The following is a 20071-nucleotide window of genomic DNA, read 5'->3' on the forward strand; positions in this document are numbered from 1 at the left end:
AGCCTCGACTCCCCCGGACGGCGCCCCACGCACGTGCGGGCCGCGTCAGCGCAGGAGCACCCCCGCCGCCTCCCCCGTCGCCTCCGACGGCAGGGTGACCAGGCCCATCTCCGCGCCGCTGGACAGCAGCCGGTGCGAGGGCAGGATCCGCACGGTGTAGCCGAAGGGGCCCGTGCGGTCGAGGGTGAGCGGGCCTTCGTAGAGGCGGCGGCCGTCCAGGGAAGGGCCGCCGGCCGGCTTGAGGGGGAACGTGGCGGTCTGGCTGAGCCGGTCGGTGGGGTCGACGCGCCCGGCCACGGCCTGCACCTCGACGTCCGAGGGGTCCAGCGGTCCGAGTGTGACGCTCACCCGCAGGGAGACCGTGGAGCCCAGGGTCGCGGTGCCGTTGAGGGAGGTGTCGGCGACGGCCTCCACGTGGTCGACGGCGACGCCCGGCCACCCGGCCCGCACCCGGGTCTTCCAGGCGGCCAGCTCGCTCGCCGCGGCCGGGGTGAGGGCCCGCTGGGCCTCGGCGGCGGGGGTGTAGAGGCGCTCCACGTACTCGCGCACCATGCGCCCGGCGAGGACCTTCGGGCCGAGGGTGGTCAGCGTGCGGCGGACCATCTCGATCCAGCGGCCGGGGAGCCCGCCGTGCGTGCGGTCGTAGAAGCGCGGGGCCACCCGCCGCTCCAGCAGGTCGTAGAGGGCGGCGGCCTCCAGGTCGTCGCGGCGGTCGTCGTCCATGGCGGCGCCGTCGGCGGTGGGGATGGCCCAGCCGAAGTCGGGCTCGTACCACTCGTCCCACCAGCCGTCGAGGACCGAGAGGTTGAGGCAGCCGTTGAGGGCGGCCTTCATCCCCGAGGTGCCGCAGGCCTCCAGGGGGCGCAGCGGGTTGTTCAGCCAGACGTCGCAGCCGGGGTAGAGGCGCTGGGCCATGGCCATGCCGTAGTCGGGCAGGAAGACCAGGCGGCGGCGCACGCGCGGGTCGTCGGCGAAGCGCACCAGCTCCTGTACGAGGCGCTTGCCGCTGTCGTCGGCGGGGTGGGCCTTGCCCGCGACGACGATCTGCACGGGCCGCTCGGGATGCAGGAGGAGCTCCATGAGGCGGTCGCGGTCGCGGAGCATGAGGGTGAGGCGCTTGTAGGAGGGCACGCGGCGGGCGAAGCCGATGGTGAGGACGCCGGGGTCGAGGACGCCGTCGATCCAGCCGAGCTCGGCGGTGCCGGCGCCGCGCTCGCGCCAGGCGGCGCGCAGCCGCTCGCGCACTTCCTCGACCAGCTGTTCGCGCAGGGTGCGGCGCAGCTCCCAGATGTCGGCGTCGGGGATGTCGGCGACGGCGTCCCAGCGCGGGGAGCCGCCGACGGCCAGGGCGTCCTCGGTGCGTCCGGCGCCGACCCGGCGGGCGCCCAGGCGCATCACCTCGGGGGCGACCCACGTGGGGGCGTGGACGCCGTTGGTGACGGAGTCGATGGGCACTTCCTCGGCGTCGAAGCCGGGCCACAGGCCGGCGAACATCTGCCGGCTGACCTGCCCGTGGAGGGTGGAGACGCCGTTGGCGCGCTGGGCGAGCCGCAGGCCCATGACGGCCATGTTGAAGAGGTTGGGCTCGCCGCCGGGGTAGGTCTCCAGGCCCAGTTCGAGGACGCGTTCGACGTCGATGCCGGGCAGTTCGCCGGTGGCGCCGAAGTGGCGGGCGACCAGCTCGCGGTCGAAGCGGTCGATGCCGGCGGGCACGGGGGTGTGGGTGGTGAAGACGGCGCCGGCGCGGGCGCACTCCAGGGCGGCGTCGAAGTCCAGTCCGCCGTCCACCAGTTCGCGGATGCGCTCCAGGCCCAGGAAGCCGGCGTGGCCCTCGTTGGTGTGGAAGACCTCGGGTTCGGGGTGGCCGGTCAGGCGGCAGTAGGTGCGCACGGCGCGGACGCCGCCGATGCCGAGGAGCATCTCCTGCAGCAGCCGGTGCTCGCCGCCCCCGCCGTAGAGCCGGTCGGTGACCTCGCGCTCGCCGGGGCCGTTGTCCTCGACGTCGGAGTCGAGGAGCAGCAGCGGCACCCGGCCGACGCGGGCCTGCCAGATGTAGGCGCGCAGGGAGCGGCCGCCGGGCAGGGCCAGCGAGATGCGGCTGGCGCTGCCGTCGGGCTCGCGCAGCATGGTGAGCGGGAGCTCGTTGGGGTCGAGCAGGGGGTAGTGCTCCTGCTGCCAGCCTTCGCGGGAGAGCGACTGGCGGAAGTAGCCGTGCCGGTAGAGCAGTCCGACGCCGATGAGGGGGACGCCGAGGTCGCTGGCGGACTTCAGGTGGTCGCCGGCGAGGATGCCGAGGCCTCCGCTGTACTGCGGGAGGGCGGCGGTGATGCCGAATTCGGGCGAGAAGTAGGCGATGGCGGCGGGCAGCCCCTCGGGCTGCTCCTGGTACCAGCGCCGGCCGGTGAGGTAGTCCTGCAGGTCGTCGGCTGCGGCGGCGAGCCGGCGGCGGAAGCGGCGGTCGTCCGCGAGGGCCGCGAGCCGCGCCGCGGGGACCGAGCCCAGCAGCCGCATCGGGTCGCCGGCGGCGGCCCGCCAGCCCTCGGGGTCGACGGCCTGGAAGAGCTCACGGGTCTCGGGGTGCCAGGACCAGCGCAGGTTGCGCGCCAGCTCACTGAGCGGTCGTAGGGGCTCCGGCAGAACGGGGCGCACACTGAATCGACGAATGGCCTTCACCCCCACGACGGTAGCGGGGACGCCCGGGGGCTTCGTGGCGCTTCGCGGCAACTGCCTGCTCCTGGCAGGTGCAGCCGGGAAGTGCGCCCCCTGGGGCGGGGCGGGAGCCCCGGTTGCCGCCCGGTGCGCCGGGTACTCCCGGCGGACGGTCGCGTGGCCGGGAAGGGCGTCCGTATGGTGGACGGTGCGGGGAAGCGGACCGCACGCCTCGGCGGTGCGGCTCATGCACGCGTACGAGGCGTAAATACGCCGCGCGTACAGCGGGAACGGCGTCGGCCGGTTACCGCTACGGCCTTCGACGGCCGGAGCGGGGCGCCATTCCCCCGTCTGGCCGCCGGTTACCCGGTTTTCGCGCATTGCACACGATCGGCTCAACGGGGAGACTTCGTACGGGTGACGGAGTGCCGACCATCCTCCCCAGCCGGTGCCACGGGAACTACGCCCCGGTAGGTCCCACGGTGCGGGCATGCCCGGCCGGGACCGGTGGGAAAGCTCAAGCGGTATGCAGGGAGTCGCAGTCCGCCGCCGCCTCGTGTACGTGTCCAGGCCCCTCCGCACGTCTTCCGCACCCACCCGAGTGAACGCGGTCAGGAGCAGTCATGCCCGCACCCGGCCGACCGCCGGCGGAGCAGATAGAAAGAGCAGAACTCGCCAGAGCCGCCCTTCCGCCCCACCCGCACCGCCTCTCCGATTCCGTCGAACCCCCAGGTGATCCCATGATCGGTCGTATCCCCGTCCTGGACCTCGGGCCGCTCGTGGACTGCGGCCGCCGGCCGGTCAAGGCGGTCGTCGGCGAGACCTTCCAGGTCACCGCCACCGTCTTCCGCGAGGGCCACGACGCGCTCGGCGCCAACGTGGTGCTGCGCGACCCGGCGGGCCGCAGCGGCCCCTGGACGCCCATGCGCGAACTCGCGCCCGGCACCGACCGCTGGGGCGCGGACGTCACCCCCGCCTCGGAGGGCCGCTGGACGTACGCGGTGGAGGCCTGGAGCGATCCGGTGGGGAGCTGGCGGCACCGGGCCTCGGTGAAGATCCCGGCCGGGATGGACGTCCAACTCGTCCTGGAGGAAGGGGCGTTGCTTTACGAGCGCGCCGCGGCCGGGGTGCCGAAGAAGGAGGGCCGCGAGGCGGTGCTGGCCGCGGTCGACGCGCTGCGCGACCCGGGCCGCCCGCCCACCGCGCGGCTCGCCGCCGCCCTCGCGCCCCCGGTCACGGCGGCGCTGGCCGAGCACCCGCTGCGCGAGCTGGTCTCGGTGAGCCGCGCGGTGCCGGTGCTGGTGGAGCGCGAACGGGCCCTGTTCGGCTCCTGGTACGAGATGTTCCCGCGCTCGGAGGGGGCGGTGCCCGCGGAGGGGCGCATGCCCGCCCGCAGCGGAACGCTCCGCACGGCGGCCCGGCGGCTGCCGGCCGTCGCCGCGATGGGCTTCGACGTCGTCTACCTGCCCCCGGTGCACCCCATCGGCACCTCCTACCGCAAGGGCCCCAACAACGCGCTCACCGCGGGCCCGTACGACGTCGGCAGCCCCTGGGCGATCGGCTCTGCCGACGGCGGCCACGACGCCCTCCACCCCGACCTCGGCACCTTCGAGGACTTCGACCACTTCGTCGAGCGCGCCCGCGAGCTGCGCATGGAGGTCGCCCTCGACTTCGCCCTGCAGTGCTCCCCGGACCACCCCTGGGTCGCCAAGCACCCGGAGTGGTTCCACCACCGCGCCGACGGCACCATCGCCTACGCCGAGAACCCGCCCAAGAAGTACCAGGACATCTATCCCCTGGCCTTCGACGAGGACTTCGACGGGCTGGTGCGCGAGAGCCTGCGGGTGCTGCGGTTCTGGATGGGGCACGGGGTGCGGATCTTCCGCGTCGACAATCCGCACACCAAGCCGGTGGCGTTCTGGGAGAAGGTGATCGCCGAGATCGGGCGCACCGACCCGGACGTCCTCTTCCTCGCCGAGGCCTTCACCCGGCCCGCGATGATGCGCGCGCTCGGCGCCATCGGCTTCCAGCAGTCCTACACCTATTTCACCTGGCGCAACACCAAGCAGGAGCTCACGGACTACCTCGGCGAGCTCTCCGGGGAGGCCTCCGCGTTCATGCGGCCGAACCTCTTCGTGAACACCCCCGACATCCTGCACGCCTATCTGCAGAGCGGCGGCCGGGCCGCCTTCGAGGTGCGCGCCGTGCTCGCCGCGACGCTCTCCCCGACCTGGGGCATGTACGCCGGATACGAGCTGTGCGAGAACGCTCCGGTGCACCCCGGGAGCGAGGAATACCTGGACTCGGAGAAATACCAGCTGCGCCCGCGCGACTGGGACGCGGCCGAACGCGAGGGCCGCAGCCTGGCCCCGCTGATCACCTTGCTGAACCGGCTGCGCCGGCGCCATCCCGCCCTGCAGCGGCTGCGCAACTTGCGTTTCCATCACGCCGACAACGAGGCCGTCATCGCCTATTCCAAGCGGACGGGCAGCTCGTGCGTACTCACGGTCGTCAACCTCGACCCCCACCACACCCAGGAGGCCACGGTCTCGTTGGACATGCCGGAACTCGGCCTCGCGTGGCACGAGTCCGTCCCGGTGCGCGACGAGCTCACCGGAGAGACCTATCACTGGGGCAGGGACAACTATGTGCGCCTCGAGCCGGGCCGTTCCATCGCGCCCGCGCACGTGTTCTCGCTGCGACCGTCCTCACCGATCGGAGGGTCACCCACACCATGATCGTCAATGAGCCCGTCCCCGACACATTCGAGGACACTCCCGCCAAGGACCTGGACCCCGACTGGTTCAAGCGCGCCGTCTTCTACGAGGTGCTCGTCCGGTCCTTCCAGGACAGCGACGGCGACGGCATCGGCGACCTCAAGGGTCTGACCGCCAAACTGGACTACCTGCAGTGGCTGGGCGTCGACTGCCTGTGGCTGCCGCCGTTCTTCCAGTCGCCCCTGCGCGACGGCGGCTACGACGTCTCCGACTACACCTCGGTGCTCCCGGAGTTCGGCGACCTGGCCGACTTCGTGGAGTTCGTGGACGCGGCGCACCAGCGCGGCATGCGCGTCATCATCGACTTTGTCATGAACCATACGAGCGATCAGCACGAGTGGTTCCAGCAGTCGCGCAGCGACCCCGAAGGCCCCTACGGGGATTACTACGTCTGGGCCGACGACGACAAGCGCTATCCCGACGCGCGCATCATCTTCGTCGACACCGAGACCTCGAACTGGACCTTCGACCCGGTCCGCAAGCAGTACTACTGGCACCGCTTCTTCTCCCACCAGCCGGACCTCAACTACGAGAACCCGGCCGTGCAGGAGGAGATCCTGGCCGCGCTGCGGTTCTGGCTCGATCTCGGCATCGACGGCTTCCGGCTGGACGCGGTGCCGTACCTCTTCGCCGAGGAGGGCACCAACTGCGAGAACCTGCCGCAGACGCACGCCTTCCTCAAGCGCGTCCGGGCCGAGATCGACGCCCATTACCCGGACACGGTGCTGCTGGCCGAAGCCAATCAGTGGCCCGAGGACGTCGTCGACTACTTCGGGGACTACGAGACCGGCGGCAACGAATGCCACATGGCCTTCCACTTCCCCGTGATGCCGCGCATCTTCATGGCCGTGCGGCGCGAATCCCGCTACCCCGTCTCGGAAATCCTGGCCAAGACCCCGGCCATCCCGTCGCGCTGCCAGTGGGGCGTCTTCCTGCGCAACCACGACGAGCTGACGCTGGAGATGGTCACCGACGAAGAGCGCGACTACATGTACGCGGAGTACGCCAAGGATCCGCGCATGCGCGCCAACATCGGCATCCGCCGGCGACTGGCCCCGCTGCTCGACAACGACCGCAATCAGATCGAGCTGTTCACCGCGCTGCTGTTCTCCCTGCCCGGCTCGCCGATCCTCTACTACGGCGACGAGATCGGCATGGGCGACAACATCTGGCTCGGCGACCGCGACGGGGTGCGCACCCCCATGCAGTGGACGCCCGACCGCAACGCCGGCTTCTCCTCGTGCGATCCGGGCCGGCTGTACCTGCCGACCATCATGGACCCGGTCTACGGCTACCAGGTCACCAACGTCGAGGCCTCGATGAGCTCCCCCTCGTCGCTGCTGCACTGGACCCGCCGGATGATCGAGATCCGCAAGCAGAACCCGGCCTTCGGGCTCGGCTCGTACACCGAGCTGCCCTCCAGCAACCCCGCCGTGCTCGCGTTCCTGCGCGAGGTGCGGCTGCCCGGGCAGCGGGAGGACGACCTCGTGCTGTGCGTGAACAACTTCTCCCGTTTCGCACAGCCGACCGAGCTCGATCTGCAGGAGTTCAGCGGCCGGCATCCCGTCGAGCTGATCGGTGGGGTGCGCTTCCCCGCCATCGGCGAACTGCCCTACCTGCTGACCCTGGCCGGTCACGGCTTCTACTGGTTCCGGCTCCGCCGTGGCGCGCCGCCGCAGGCCGGACACTGAGGGCGCTCCCGTGCGCGCCGGCGCCCGCCGGCCCGTCGCGCACGGGCGGTTTTCCCCCGCGAACCGGGGGCACCCTCACTACTACGCACGGGCCGGGCCGAACGGACCGCTTCCGTTCCGGCACCGCCGCAGGGGCCGCCGCCCGGCCACCGCACGCCCGCACCAGGGCCGCAGGCGCCGACCGAACGGACGATCCTCGCCCGGCACTCCCCCGCCTCCGGCGGGGACCCCAGCACCGCGCACCGGTCAATGCCGCAATCCGGGACCGTGATCCGGGACACTTTGCCCCATATGCCGTGCCCCGGGGAAAGGACGCGACGCCATGTCGGACGCTGCACCGTCCCGCCGGGGCACCGGACACCGGGACACCGGACGGAAGGGGGGCGCCCCCGGTCCGCTGCTGTCCTCGGTCCGCGCCGCCCCCGCGGCCCACGCGCCGGAACGGGAAACCGCCGATGCCGGGCTGCTGGGCTCACTGGTGCCGCTGCTCTCCGAGTGGCTGCCCCGTCAGCGGTGGTTCGCGGGCAAGGGCCGCCCCATCACCGGCTTCACGCTCGTCGCGGCCACCGAGTTGCTGCCCCACCACACCGGCACCACCGTCCCCGGCATGCTCCACCTGCTCGTGCGCGCCCAGCAGCCCGGCGCCCCCGCCGGGCGGTCCGCGGACGCCCCGGCCTCCGGCGCCCCCGTCGTCCACGCCGGCACCGACGACTGCTACCAGCTCCTGCTCGGCGTGCACGAGGTCCTGCCGCCGCACCTCGCGCCCACGCTCATCGGCCGCCCCGTCGGCGGCCCGCTGCACGGCCGCGCCGTCTACGAAGGCCTCGCCGACCCCCGGCTCGCCGGCCTGCTGCTGGAACGGCTGCGGCTGCCCGGCCGGCTCGGGCCGCTGCGCTTCAGCCGCGAGGAGGGCGTCGTCATCGGCGCCGGGCTCGCCCCCCGCCTCATCGGCGCCGAGCAGTCCAACTCCTCGATCGTCTACGGCGAAACGTACATCCTCAAGCTCTTCCGCCGCGTCTGCCCCGGCACCAACCCCGACCTCGAACTCCCCCGCGCCCTCGCCGGCACCGGCTGCGCCCGGGTGCCCGCCCCCGCCGCCTGGTTCGAGGCCGTCGTGCCCGGCGCGGGCACCGAACCCATGACGCTCGGCGTCCTCCAGCCCTACCTGCCCGGCTCCGCCGACGGCTGGCAGCTGGCCCTGAGCGCCCTCGCCGTCCGCGCCGACTTCACCGCCTCCGCGCGCGCCCTCGGCCACGCCACCGCCGAAGTCCACGGAGCGCTCGCCGAAGCGCTGCCCACGGTGGTGCTGCGGCGCCCCCAGCTCGAACACCTCGCCGCGGCGATGACCCGGCGGCTCGACGCCGCCGCCGACGCCGTGCCCGCGCTGCGCCCCTTCCGGGCCGCCCTGCGCGGCGCCTACGACGACCTCGCCGCGCTCGGCCGCGCCGGGCGCACGTGGCGCGCCCAGCGCATCCACGGCGACCTCCACCTCGGGCAGGCGCTGCGCACCGCCGAGGACGGCCGCTGGGCCCTCATCGACTTCGAGGGCGAACCGGCCCGGCCCCTGGCCGAACGCACCCGGCCGCAGCCCACCGCCCGCGACGTCGCCGGCATGCTGCGCTCCTTCGACTACGCGGCGGCGGTCGGCCGCGCGAGCGGCACCAACTGGTCGGAGCGGGCCCGCGCCGCGTTCTGCGAGGGCTACGGGTCGGTGCACGGCGATCCGCGCGAGGAGCCGCAGCTGCTGCGCGCCCACGAGACGGACAAGGCCGTCTACGAAGTCCTCTACGAGGCCCGCCACCGCCCGGACTGGCTCCCGGTCCCGATGGCAGCGATCCACCGCCTGGCGGAGCCGGCCTCCCGGCCGGAACGGGGGCCGGCCACGTGACGCCTGTGCCCGACGGCCCACCACGGCGGGGCCCGGCGACGCCCACCAGGCCCGAGACAGCCCGGCACCGCCGGAGCGCGCCGCTGGGGCTGCTCACCGCCGCGGCGGAGGTTTGTCACCTGCGCCAGGAAGCCCGCCCGGGGAACCCACCCCGACACCCCCGCCGCGACGGCGCGCAACCACCGCGATGGAACCCGGCGGTGCCCAGCAGGCCCCAGGCAGCCCGGCACCGCCGGAGCGCGCCGCTGGGGCCGATCACCGCCGCGGCGGAGGGACCTTGCCGACGGCAAGGGAACCAGCCAGAGTGCCCGCCCCTGTACACCCGCCGCGACGGCGTCCAGCCACAACGACGGGACCCGGCGGTGCCCGGCCGGCCTCAGGCAGGCCTGTGCCGCCGGGGCGCGGCGGGGGATTCCTGCACGCGGCAAGGAGGGCGTTCGGCGCTGTGTGCCCGCGGGGACGTGGGCACACGTACCCGTATCCGTATCCGTATCCGTATCCGTACCACCGATCGCACTCCCGGCGGTGCCGGTCGGGAGGCTTCCAGGAGGAGCGAACCGTGAGCGCTCGACCGCCGTCCCGCCGACCGTCCCACGAGCCGGGGCACGATCTCCCGGGCACCTCGCCGGGAGTCCCGGCCACGTTCCTGCCGGGGCGGAGCGGGAAGGCGGGGCCGGAGCCCGGGCCACAGGAGGCGCCGCAGGACGCGGCGCAGGACGCGCCGCAGGACGCCGCCCCGCCGCGAGCGAAGCGCGCGCCCGCGCGGCGCGGGGTGCGGCCCGCCGAGCCCTTGGGCGCGGAGGACCGCGAGCGGCTGCTGCACGGCGCGCACCACGACCCGCACGGCCTGCTCGGGGCGCACCCCGTGCCCGGCGGCGTGGCGTTCCGCACCCTGCGCCCCTGCGCACGCTCCGTGGCGGTCAGCGCGAAGGGCCTGCGCGTGGAGCTCTACGACGAGGGCGACGGCTTCTTCGCGGCGGTGCTGCCGCTGAGCGAGATCCCCGACTACCGCCTGCTGGTCGGTTACGAGGACAGTGAGCTGGAGGTCTGCGACCCGTACCGTTTCCTGCCCGCCCTCGGCGACCTCGACCTGCACCTGATCCACGAAGGCCGCCACGAGGAGCTGTGGCGGGCGCTGGGCGCGATGCCGATGGTGCACGAGGGAGTGCCGGGCACCCGGTTCACGGTGTGGGCGCCGAACGCCCGGGGCGTTCGCGTCGTCGGCGACTTCAACTACTGGGACGGCACGGGCCACCCCATGCGGTCGCTGGGCGCGTCCGGGGTGTGGGAGCTGTTCCTGCCGGACGTCGGCGAGGGCGCGCTGTACAAGTTCGAGATCACGCGCCCGGACGGCTCGCACACGATGCGCGCGGACCCCATGGCGCGCCGCACGGAGGCCCCTCCGGCGAACGCCTCGGTCGTGCACGCCTCGCACCACACCTGGCGCGACGAGGAGTGGATGGCGACCCGGACGCACCGGCCGGTCCACGAACACCCCTTCTCGGTCTACGAGGTGCACCTACCCTCCTGGCGCCCGGGCCTGACGTACCGGCAGCTGGCCGAGCAGCTCCCCGCCTACGTCAAGGATCTCGGCTTCACGCACGTGGAGCTGATGCCGATCGCCGAGCACCCCTTCGGCGGTTCGTGGGGCTATCAGATCACCGGTTTCTACGCCCCCACCGCCCGCCTGGGCACCCCGGACGACTTCAAGTACCTGGTGGACGCCCTGCACGCGGCCGGCATCGGCGTCCTGATGGACTGGGTGCCGGCGCACTTCCCGCGCGACGACTGGGCGCTGGCCGAGTTCGACGGCCGGCCGCTGTACGAGCCCGCGGACCCCCTGCGCGCCGCGCACCCGGACTGGGGCACGCTCGAGTTCGACTACGGCCGCACGGAGGTGCGCAATTTCCTCGTGGCGAACGCCGTCTACTGGTGCGAGGAGTTCCACATCGACGGGCTCCGCGTGGACGCCGTCGCCTCCATGCTCTACCTGGACTACTCCCGCGAGGAGGGCCAGTGGACGCCGAACGTCCACGGCGGCCGGGAGAACCTGGACGCGGTGGCGTTCCTGCAGGAGATGAACGCGACCGTCTACCGCCGCTGCCCCGGCGTCGTCACCGTCGCCGAGGAGTCCACGGCCTGGGACGGCGTCACCCGCGCCACGCACCACGTCGGCGCGGGCGGCTTCGGCGGCCTCGGCTTCGGCCTGAAGTGGAACATGGGCTGGATGCACGACTCCCTCGTCTACGTCTCGAAGGAGCCGGTGCACCGCAAGTACCACCACGGTGAGATGACGTTCTCGATGATCTACGCGTACAGCGAGAACTACGTGCTGCCGATCTCCCATGACGAGGTCGTCCACGGCAAGCGCGCGCTGGTGTCGAAGATGCCCGGCGACTGGTGGCAGCAGCGCGCGAACCACCGCGCCTACCTCGGCTTCATGTGGGCGCACCCGGGCAAGCAGCTGCTCTTCATGGGCCAGGAGTTCGCGCAGGGCGCCGAGTGGTCCGAGGCCCACGGCCCCGACTGGTGGCTGCTCGACCCGTCCTACTCCGCCGAGGCGGACCACCGGGGCGTCCGGGACCTGGTCCGCGACCTGAACACGGCCTACCGTGCCACGCCCGCCCTGTGGCAGCGGGACACGGCGCCCGAGGGCTTCGAGTGGGTGGTGGGCGACGCCGCGGAGGACAACGTCTTCGCGTTCCTGCGCTTCGACGCGCAGGGCGCGCCCCTGCTGGCCGTCAGCAACTTCTCCCCCGTGGTGCGGCACGGCTACGCCCTGGGCGTGCCGGGCCGGTTCACGGCGTGGCAGGAGATCCTCAACACGGACGCCGCCCGCTACGGCGGCAGCGGTGTCACCACGCCCGACCCGGTCAAGACGGAGGCCACCCGCCACCACGGGCGCCCGGCGAGCATCACGGTGACGCTGCCGCCGCTGGCGACGGTGTGGTGGAGGGCGGTGTAGGAGCCCGCATGCGCGAGCGCCCCGCACCCCGCACGGGGGTGCGGGGCACGGGTCCGCCGCGGCGCGCCGCGCGTCAGGCCTTCTCGCTCACGCGCTCCTTGCCGGCGCGGTCAGCCCCTGCCTTCGCCCCGGTCCCCGCCTCCGCGGAAGCGGCTGCGGCGGCCGCCGCCCGCGCCTTGCGGCCCGGGAGGAGGAGGGCCACCAGGACCGTCCCCACGCCGAGGACGACCGCCCCGACGACGCTGGTGTGGGCGACGGCGTCCGCGAACGACCGGTGCACGGCCTCGGCCACGGCCTGGGCCTGCTGCGCCCCGAGGGCGGCGGCCTTCTCCGGGCCGACCTTCGGCGCCGCGCCGGCCGCGACCTGCTTGCCGACCTCCTCGGCCACGGCCAGCCCCGCGCCGACCGAGTCCTGCGCGATGCCGAGGGCCTTCTCCGGCAGCTCGGGGCCGCCGGCCTCGGCGGCCTTCGCGGCGGCGTCGCCGAGGTTGGACGAGTAGGTCTTGGCGAGCACGGTGCCGAGGATGGCGATGCCCAGGGAGCCGCCCATCTCGATCGAGGTGCTGTTGACGGCGCCGCCGACGCCGAGCTGGTCCTCGGGGAAGGAGCCCATGATGGCGTTGGTGCACGGCGACAGGGACAGGCCGATGGCCAGGCCCAGGATGATCAGCGGCAGCACGAAGTCGTCGTAGGTGGAGGACTCGTCGACGCGGGCGAGCAGCGCGATGGCGACGGTGCCGACGGTCATGCCGCACGCCACGGTGACCTTCATGCCCACCTTGGGGGTGAGGATCGCGGTCAGCGCGCCGCCCACGAACACCGCGCCGGCCAGCGGCAGCATCCGCACGCCGGTGTCCAGCGGCGAGTAGCCGAGGACGAACTGCAGGTGCTGGGTGAGGTAGTAGAAGGCGCCGAAGACGGCGAGGAAGAACAGCGCGACGGCCATGGTCGAGCCGGCGAACGCGCGCTCGGCGAAGCGGCGGACGTCCAGGACCGGCTGCGGGTGGCGCAGCTCCCAGAGCACGAAGAGGACCAGGCCGACGCCCGCGACGACCGCGGCGGCGATCGCCTTGGCGCCCCAGCCGAAGTGCGGCCCCTCGATGATCATGTAGATGAGCGAGCCGACCCACACGACGGACAGCAGGCCGCCGACGTAGTCGATCCTGGCCGCTTCCTCGCCCGGGCGCGTCGCCTTCGACGGCGGGACGAGCGCCAGCGCGCCGATGATCCCGAGGAAGGCGATCGGCACGTTGATCAGGAACGTGGACGCCCAGCCGTGGTCCTCCAGCAGCGCACCGGCCACGAGCGGGCCGACGGCGATGGCGAGACCGGCGGTGGCCGTCCAGATGGTGATGGCCTTGGCGCGCTCCTCGCGCGGGAAGGTCGCCGCGAGCAGCGAGAGCGTCGCCGGCATGATCATGGCCGCACCGACGCCCATGACGGCGCGCGATGCGATGACCCCGGCCGAGCTGTCCACCATCGAGCCGGCGACGGAGGCCGCTCCGAAGACGAAGAGGCCGAGAACGAGCGCTCCGCGGCGGCTGTACTTGTCACCGACGGCGCCGAGGATCAGCATCAGCGCGGCGTAGGGAACGGTGTAGCCGTCGATGACCCACTGCAGGTCGGAGCTGCCCAGGCCGAGGTCCTTGACCATGTCGGGGGCGGCGACCGTCAGGGAGGTGTTGGCCATCACGATGATCAGCAGGCTGATGCAGAGCACCCCCAGCGCGGCCCAGCGCCTCTTGTACGGACCGTCCATCTCGTCGACCGGCGTCGACATCGCGAGGCCCATCGGTCACCCCTTTCCTATCTTGCACATGGATGTGCAATTACACAGCAGTGTGCAAATTACGGGAGGGTGCGGCTGTGTGCAAAATGAGGTGCAGGATGTCGGCCACGAAGGCTGCGCCCGCAGCCCCTTCCTCGGCGGAGCCCCGATCCGGGACTCGGTCGGAGCCTCGACGGACAGAGAAGAGACCAATGGCCGGCAGAGCTGACGCCAACCGCCGCCGCATCATGGACATCGCGCTCGCGGAACTGCTGCGCGACGCGGACGCGAGCATGGACCAGATCGCACGGGCGGCCGGTGTCGTCCGGCGCACGGTCTACGGCCACTTCCCCAGCCGCGAAGCGCTGATGCGCGCCCTCGTCGACGACGCCGCGAACGCGGTGGAGATCGCCCAGGCCGAGGCCCTGCACGAGGTCGAAGACCCCGCCAAGGCCCTGGCCCGCTCCATGCTCGCCGCCTGGGAGATCGCCGACGGCTACCGCCTGCTGATCTCCCTGGCCCAGCGCAGCGTCACCGTCGAGGGCATCCACCGCCGCCTGGAGCCGGTGCGCCGCGAGTGCGCCGCCATGCTCCAACGCGGCCTGGACGAGGGCCGCTTCACTTCTCCCCTGCCCGCCATCGCCCTGGCCTACGTCCGCGAGCAGATCCTCTTCGGCCTGATCCAGGCGGTCAACGACGGCGTCCTGGCCCCGGCCGAAGCGGGCCGCTCGGCCGCGGTGACGGCCCTCACGGCGGCGGGGGTACCGGCGGGGGAGGCGGCAGAGCTGGTGGCGGAGTTGGTGGCGGCGTAGGTGGCGGCGTAGGAGCGGGGGGCTTCACCCGGGCCCGTCGTCATGGCCGGAACCGGCCGTCGAACGGCTGGGGGAAACGGACGGACTCTGCGTACGGCCGGGGGAAACGGACGGGCTCCGCGTCGTACGGCTGGGGGAAACGGACGGACTCCGCGTCGTACGGCTCGGGGAAACGGACGGACTCCGCGTACGGCCGGGGGAAGCGGACGGACTCCGCGTCGTGCGGCTGGGGCTGGGCGACGCGGAAGGGCTCGTACGGGTCGGGCTCGGGCTCGGGCTCCTGCTCGGGGAGGGGCCGGTCGTCGTCAGGGTCGGACCGGGACTGGAGCCCGGTCCCGTGGCGGACGGGGACCCCGCCGTACCGCTCGGGCTGCGGCCGGGGCCGGCACTGCTCGCGCCCGGCGTGCCGCTCCCCGCGGCGGTCGGGCTGCGGTCCGCCGGCCCGGCGGTGACCGGACCGGCGCTGTCCCCCGGCACCGAGGGGCCCGGCCCCGGAGGGTCTTTGGAGACCGCTGCCCGCACCGCGGCGATCACCACGACGACGGCCAGCAGCACGGCCACGCACAGCGCCGCCCACCGGACCCACGTCCGCCGCGGCGCACCGGGCCCGTCGCCCGGAAGCGTCCCCGGCGGGGGCGCCACGTACGCCAGGTTCTCCCTGGTCAGCCGGGCCCCCGCGACATCGCCCAGCTCCTCCCGCAGCCGCAGCGCGTGCCGGAGCCGGGCCCGGGCGTCCGCGGGACGGTCCTCGGCGTAGGCCACGGTGGCCAGTTGGTGGGAGAAGAGCGCCTCCGCGGCCCGGTCGCCGATCCTCCTGGCCGCCTCCTCGCCCTTCTCCAGGACCTCCTTCCACTGCTGCCACCGCAGTCCGGCGAACAACGCGGCTTCGGCGATCTTCGCCAGCCGGATCGCGGCCCGCCACTCCCCCCGCTCGGCGGCGACGCCGAGCAGCCCGACGATGCCCTCGACGCCCTGGAGCGCCTCCGTGAGCGTGTGCACGTCGCCGTGGAGAGCGTCGTCCAGCCAGTCGGCGAGCCCGTTGACTCCCGCGCTCAGGGAGACCGCGTCGAGCGTCAGCCCCCGCAGGCTCTCCTTCAGGCACACCGGCAGCCCGAACCGGTCCTCCTCGGGGCGCTCGACGAGTCCGCGCTCGTACAGCGAGACCAGGGACTGCACGGCGTACGTGATGTCGCCGACGGCCGACACCCAGTTCCCCGGCACCAGGGTTCCGGCCACGAGCGCCAGGACCACCAGCGCCCTCCGCTCGGCCCCGGACAGCGACCCCGCGCTCAGCCGGTCCAGCTCCCGCGGGTCCCGGGCGGCGATCCGGGCCAGCGTCCCGACCGGGTGCCCGGCCCGCGCGAGCGCCGCGGCCTGCCGGACGTGCAGCGGCCGGAAGCGTACGGCTTCCAGCAGCCGGTGGACGGCGGGCAGTTCCGCGTCCGGCACGGGGCGGCCCAGCGAGCGGGTGAAGAGGTCGAGCGCGGGCTCCGGCGGCAGCCCCTCCAGGAGCCGGGTCGTGCCGGTCCCGCCGAGCACGGGGCGCTCCGCGGCGACCAGGAGCACGCAGCCGGGCAGGGTGGCCGACAGCTCCAGCGGGATGCGCGAACCGGGCGGCACCTCGTCCAGCACGATCAGCGGCCGGGCGTGATCGACGAGCCGCGCGCAGACCGCGCGGGGGTACTTCACCGCTTCCCGCTCGGTGGACACGTAGAGCTCGTCCACCAGCAGTTGCAGCACGTCCTCCAGCGGTTTCCCGGCCACGCGTACGAACGCGCTGCGCCGCCCGTCCGCGGCGACGGCCCGGAGCAGGGTGGTCTTTCCCACTCCGCAAGGGCCGTGGAACTCCATCGACTGCCCTGCCGCAACGTCCCGCCGGACGGCGGCCGTCGTCTCCTCCCGCCCGAGGAGAAGGGGTGCCGCGGCGGCGGGCGAGGACCGCGGATGACGTAGGCCGGGATCGCGCAGGAGCAGCTCGGAACGTTCGAGCCGGGTACCGCTGCTGGAGGTGAGAGTGATACGGGAATTGCCGTAGAGAACGCTGTACACATATCCCCCTGGCACACGAGAGACGCGCATGCGTACGGCAGCGTCCGTCGTACACGGGCCCGCGTCCAGCACCGGGCCCGCCCCGTGCACCCGCACGCCCCCTTGAACGCCCCTGGGCGCCCCGCGTGCCTTCCGCGGCCTGTTAAGCCGCGGCGCCCACGGGCTCCTTCGGCTCCGGCAGCTCGCCGTCGCCTCCCGGGCCGGCCCCGTGCCCGTCGCCGGCCAGGGTCGTCTCGTCGAACGGCAGCCGCCCGGCGAGCACCTCGCTCACCCGCTCCTTGTCGATCTCCTTGGTCCACGTGCCGACGAGGACCGTGGCCACCGCGTTGCCCGCGAAGTTCGTCAGGGCCCGCGCTTCGCTCATGAAGCGGTCGATGCCGACGATCAGGCCGACCCCGTCGACGAGTTCGGGGCGGTGGGACTGGAGGCCGCCCGCGAGCGTGGCGAGGCCGGCGCCGGTGACGCCCGCCGCGCCCTTGGAGGCGACGATCATGAACAGGAGCAGCGAGATCTGCTGGCCCAGCGCGAGCGGCTCGCCCATGGCCTCGGCGATGTAGAGCGACGACATCGTCAGGTAGATGGCCGTGCCGTCGAGGTTGAAGGAGTAGCCGGTCGGCACGGTGATGCCGACGACCGGCTTGCTCACGCCCAGGTGTTCCATCTTGGCGATCAGGCGCGGCAGGGCCGACTCCGACGAGGACGTCGAGAGGATGAGCAGGAACTCGCGCCCGAGGTACTTGAGCAGCGTGAAGATGTTCACCCCGGCCACCAGCCGCAGCAGGGCGCCCAGGACGACGATCACGAACAGCACGCACGTGACGTAGAAGCCGATCATGATGACGGCGAGGGACTTCAGGGCGTCGACGCCGGTCGCGCCGACGACGGCCGCGATGGCGCCGAAGGCGCCCACGGGGGCCGCCCACATGATCATGGCGAGGATGCGGAAGACCAGCTTCTGGACGTGTCCGATGCCGCGCAGGACGGGCTCGCCGGACGCGCCCATCGCCTGCAGGGCGAAGCCCGCGAGGAGCGCGACGAGCAGGGTCTGCAGGACCTGGCCGCCGGTGAAGGCGGAGACCATGGTGGTCGGGATGATGCCGAGCAGGAAGGCCGTCGTGGACTCGCTGCCGCCCTTGGCCTGTGCCTCACCCGCGTGACGCACGGCGTCCGTCAGGTGCAGCCCGCTGCCGGGCTCCAGGATGTTGCCCACCACCAGGCCGATGGCGAGCGCGACGGTCGACATGACCATGAAGTAGCCGAGGGCCAGCCCGCCGACCGCACCGACTTTGGCGGCCTTCCGCACGGAGCCGATCCCGAGCACGATCGTGCAGAAGATGACCGGCGAGATCATCATCTTGATCAGGTTCACGAAGCCGGTGCCGAGCGGCTTGAGCTCGACCGCGACGCCCGGCGCCGCGAAGCCGACGGCGATGCCGGCGAGGACGGCCGCGATCACGGCCAGGTAGAGGTAGTGGGTCCGGTCCGGGCGGCGGCGTGCCCGGCCGGCCGGTGGTGCTGCCTGTGCCGTCACGGATGTCTCCTCGTGGTCGCGGCTCTGAGCGGGGGAAGGATCTGAGCGGGGGAATGAGTGGAACCGGAACCCCGTGACCGGAGCTCCGGCGAGTGGGGCTCCGGTGACTATGCACGGCTCTGTGACCGTGGTCACCCTTATGTGCATTACGTTCACGGGTGCGGCCCGGTGCACACTGTCCGCCATGCGCAGACCCCGCATCCGCCGCCCCCGCAGCCTGGCCGGCCAGCTCTTCGCGATGCAGATCGTGCTGGTCGCCTTCGTGGTGGCCGGCTGCGCGGCCTTCGCGTACGTCGCCGACCGCGGCCAGGCCGAGGAGGCCGCGCGCCGCGAGGTGACGGCGGCGGCGGTCGCCGTGGCCTCCTCGGCGTCCGTACGGGACGCGGTGCGCTCGGCCGATCCGCCCGTGGTCCTCCAGGCGTACGCCGAGCGCGTGCGCACCGACACGGGGGTCGACTTCGTGACGATCATGAGCCCGGACGGCATCCGCTGGACCCACCCGGACCCGGCCCGCATCGGCGAGCGCTTCCTGGGCCACACCGGTCCGGCCCTGGAGGGCCGGACCTTCTCGGAGACGTACACCGGCACGCTCGGGCCGTCGGTCCGCGTGGTCGTGCCCGTCATGGACGGCGACCGGGTCGCGGGGCTCGTGAGCGCGGGCATCACGGTGGACGCGATCAGCGCCGAGATACGCCGCCAGCTGCTGGCGCTGCTGGGCGTGGCGCTCGGCGCGCTGGCCCTGGGCGGGGCGGGGACGTACGTGCTCAACGCCCGGCTGCGCCGCCACACGCATGGCATGAACGCCACCGAGCTGAGCCGGATGCACGACTACCACGAGGCCACGCTCCACGCCGTGCGCGAGGGGCTGCTGATGCTGGACGGTCAGCACCGTATCGCCCTCATCAACGACGGCGGGCGCGAACTCCTCGGTCTGGCGGGGGAGGTGATCGGCCGTCGCGTCGACGACCTCGGCCTGCCGCCCGCCCTCACGGACGCCCTGCTGGCCGCCGGTCCGCGCGTCGACGAGGTCCACGCGACGGCCGACCGCATCGTCGTCCTCAACACCTCGCCGGTCTCCGGCGGCGAACGGCACGGCACCGTCGTGACCCTGCGCGACCACACCGAACTCCAGGCGCTCTCCGGCGAGCTGGACTCCGTACGCGGCTTCGCGGAGGCCCTGCGCTCCCAGGCGCACGAGGCGGCGAACCGGCTGCACGCGGTGGTCTCCCTGATCGAACTGGGGCGCGCGGACGAGGCCGTCGAGTTCGTCACGGCCGAACTGGAGCTCGCCCAGGCCCTCACGGACGAGGTGGTCGGCGCCGTCGCGGAGCCGGTCCTCGCCGCCCTGCTGCTCGGCAAGGCCGCCCAGGCCAACGAGCGCGGCGTCGAGCTCGTCCTCACCCCCGACACGCGCGTCGACGACGGCCTGCTGCCCGGCCACCTGCCGGCCCGCGATCTCGTCACCGTCCTGGGCAACCTGGTCGACAACGCGGTGGACGCCGCCGCCGAGGAGGCCAACCGCAACGCGGCGGAGGTCCGGCACGCGCAGGTCACCGTGACCCTGCGCGCCGACTCCGGCGAGCTGCTGCTGCGCGTCGCGGACACGGGGGCGGGCGTGGCGCCCGAGGCGATGGAGGAGGTGTTCCGGCGCGGCTGGTCGACCAAGTCGCCCGGCAGCGCGCCGCACGGCCGCGGCCTGGGCCTCGCGCTCGTCCGGCAGGCCGTGCGCCGCAACGGCGGTACGGTCTCCGTCACGCGCGCGGCGGGCGGCGGGGCGGAGTTCACCGTACGGCTTCCGCTGCACACCACCGCGGCGCGGACCGCGCAAGCGCTCGCCACGTCTGCCACGTCTGCCGCGCCTGCCGCGCCTGCGGCGCCTGCCACGCCGCCGTCGTCCCCGTCGTCCCCGTCGTCCCCCGAGCTCCTGCCTCCCACCACCAC

Annotated in this window: 10 protein-coding genes; 6 read left to right on the top strand and 4 right to left on the bottom strand. The window is 73.3% G+C overall.

Annotated elements, in window-relative coordinates:
- Window positions 1-45 precede the first annotated feature (45 nt).
- Window positions 46-2673, bottom strand: a complete 2628-nt coding sequence (gene glgP, locus ACSNOG_RS07050) for an alpha-glucan family phosphorylase (protein WP_436751673.1) — start codon at window positions 2671-2673, stop codon at window positions 46-48.
- Window positions 2674-3389: 716 nt separating this feature from the next.
- On the opposite strand from glgP, the gene ACSNOG_RS07055 reads away from it, so the two are divergent.
- From ACSNOG_RS07055 to glgB, 4 genes are all read left to right on the top strand, one after another.
- Window positions 3390-5387 (top strand): alpha-1,4-glucan--maltose-1-phosphate maltosyltransferase, encoded by a 1998-nt coding sequence (locus ACSNOG_RS07055; RefSeq protein ID WP_436751674.1) that lies wholly within the window; start codon window positions 3390-3392, stop codon window positions 5385-5387.
- Window positions 5384-7117 (top strand): maltose alpha-D-glucosyltransferase, encoded by a 1734-nt coding sequence (gene treS, locus ACSNOG_RS07060; protein WP_436751675.1) that lies wholly within the window; start codon window positions 5384-5386, stop codon window positions 7115-7117. Before ACSNOG_RS07055 ends, treS begins: the two co-directional genes overlap by 4 nt.
- 322 nt (window positions 7118-7439) lie before the next feature.
- Window positions 7440-9005, top strand: a complete 1566-nt coding sequence (locus ACSNOG_RS07065) for a maltokinase N-terminal cap-like domain-containing protein (RefSeq protein ID WP_436751676.1) — start codon at window positions 7440-7442, stop codon at window positions 9003-9005.
- Window positions 9006-9651: 646 nt separating this feature from the next.
- The gene (gene glgB, locus ACSNOG_RS07070; RefSeq protein WP_436751686.1) at window positions 9652-11970 is read left to right on the top strand and encodes a 1,4-alpha-glucan branching enzyme; all 2319 of its coding nucleotides are present in this window, start codon (window positions 9652-9654) and stop codon (window positions 11968-11970) included.
- Between the two features lie 73 nt (window positions 11971-12043).
- On the opposite strand, the gene ACSNOG_RS07075 is transcribed toward glgB, so the two are convergent.
- A complete protein-coding gene (locus ACSNOG_RS07075) occupies window positions 12044-13762 on the bottom strand; it encodes an MFS transporter (protein WP_436751677.1) in 1719 nt (572 codons plus the stop codon).
- A 188-nt stretch (window positions 13763-13950) separates the two neighbouring features.
- On the opposite strand from ACSNOG_RS07075, the gene ACSNOG_RS07080 reads away from it, so the two are divergent.
- Entirely contained in the window at window positions 13951-14550 is a 600-nt protein-coding gene (locus ACSNOG_RS07080; protein ID WP_436751678.1) for a TetR/AcrR family transcriptional regulator, read from the top strand.
- A 24-nt stretch (window positions 14551-14574) separates the two neighbouring features.
- Here the strand turns inward: ACSNOG_RS07080 and ACSNOG_RS07085 are convergent, their stop codons facing one another.
- A complete protein-coding gene (locus tag ACSNOG_RS07085; protein WP_436751679.1) occupies window positions 14575-16599 on the bottom strand; it encodes a hypothetical protein in 2025 nt (674 codons plus the stop codon).
- 142 nt (window positions 16600-16741) lie between these two features.
- The gene (locus ACSNOG_RS07090; protein ID WP_436751680.1) at window positions 16742-18130 is read right to left on the bottom strand and encodes a cation:dicarboxylate symporter family transporter; all 1389 of its coding nucleotides are present in this window, start codon (window positions 18128-18130) and stop codon (window positions 16742-16744) included.
- A gap of 184 nt (window positions 18131-18314) precedes the next feature.
- Here ACSNOG_RS07090 and ACSNOG_RS07095 point away from each other — a divergent pair.
- Window positions 18315-20071: sensor histidine kinase (locus ACSNOG_RS07095; protein WP_436751681.1), on the top strand; the 1757-nt coding region annotated here is incomplete at its 3' end.

It is taken from the genome of Streptomyces sp. URMC 124 (assembly GCF_051386455.1).
GTDB lineage: Bacteria > Actinomycetota > Actinomycetes > Streptomycetales > Streptomycetaceae > Streptomyces.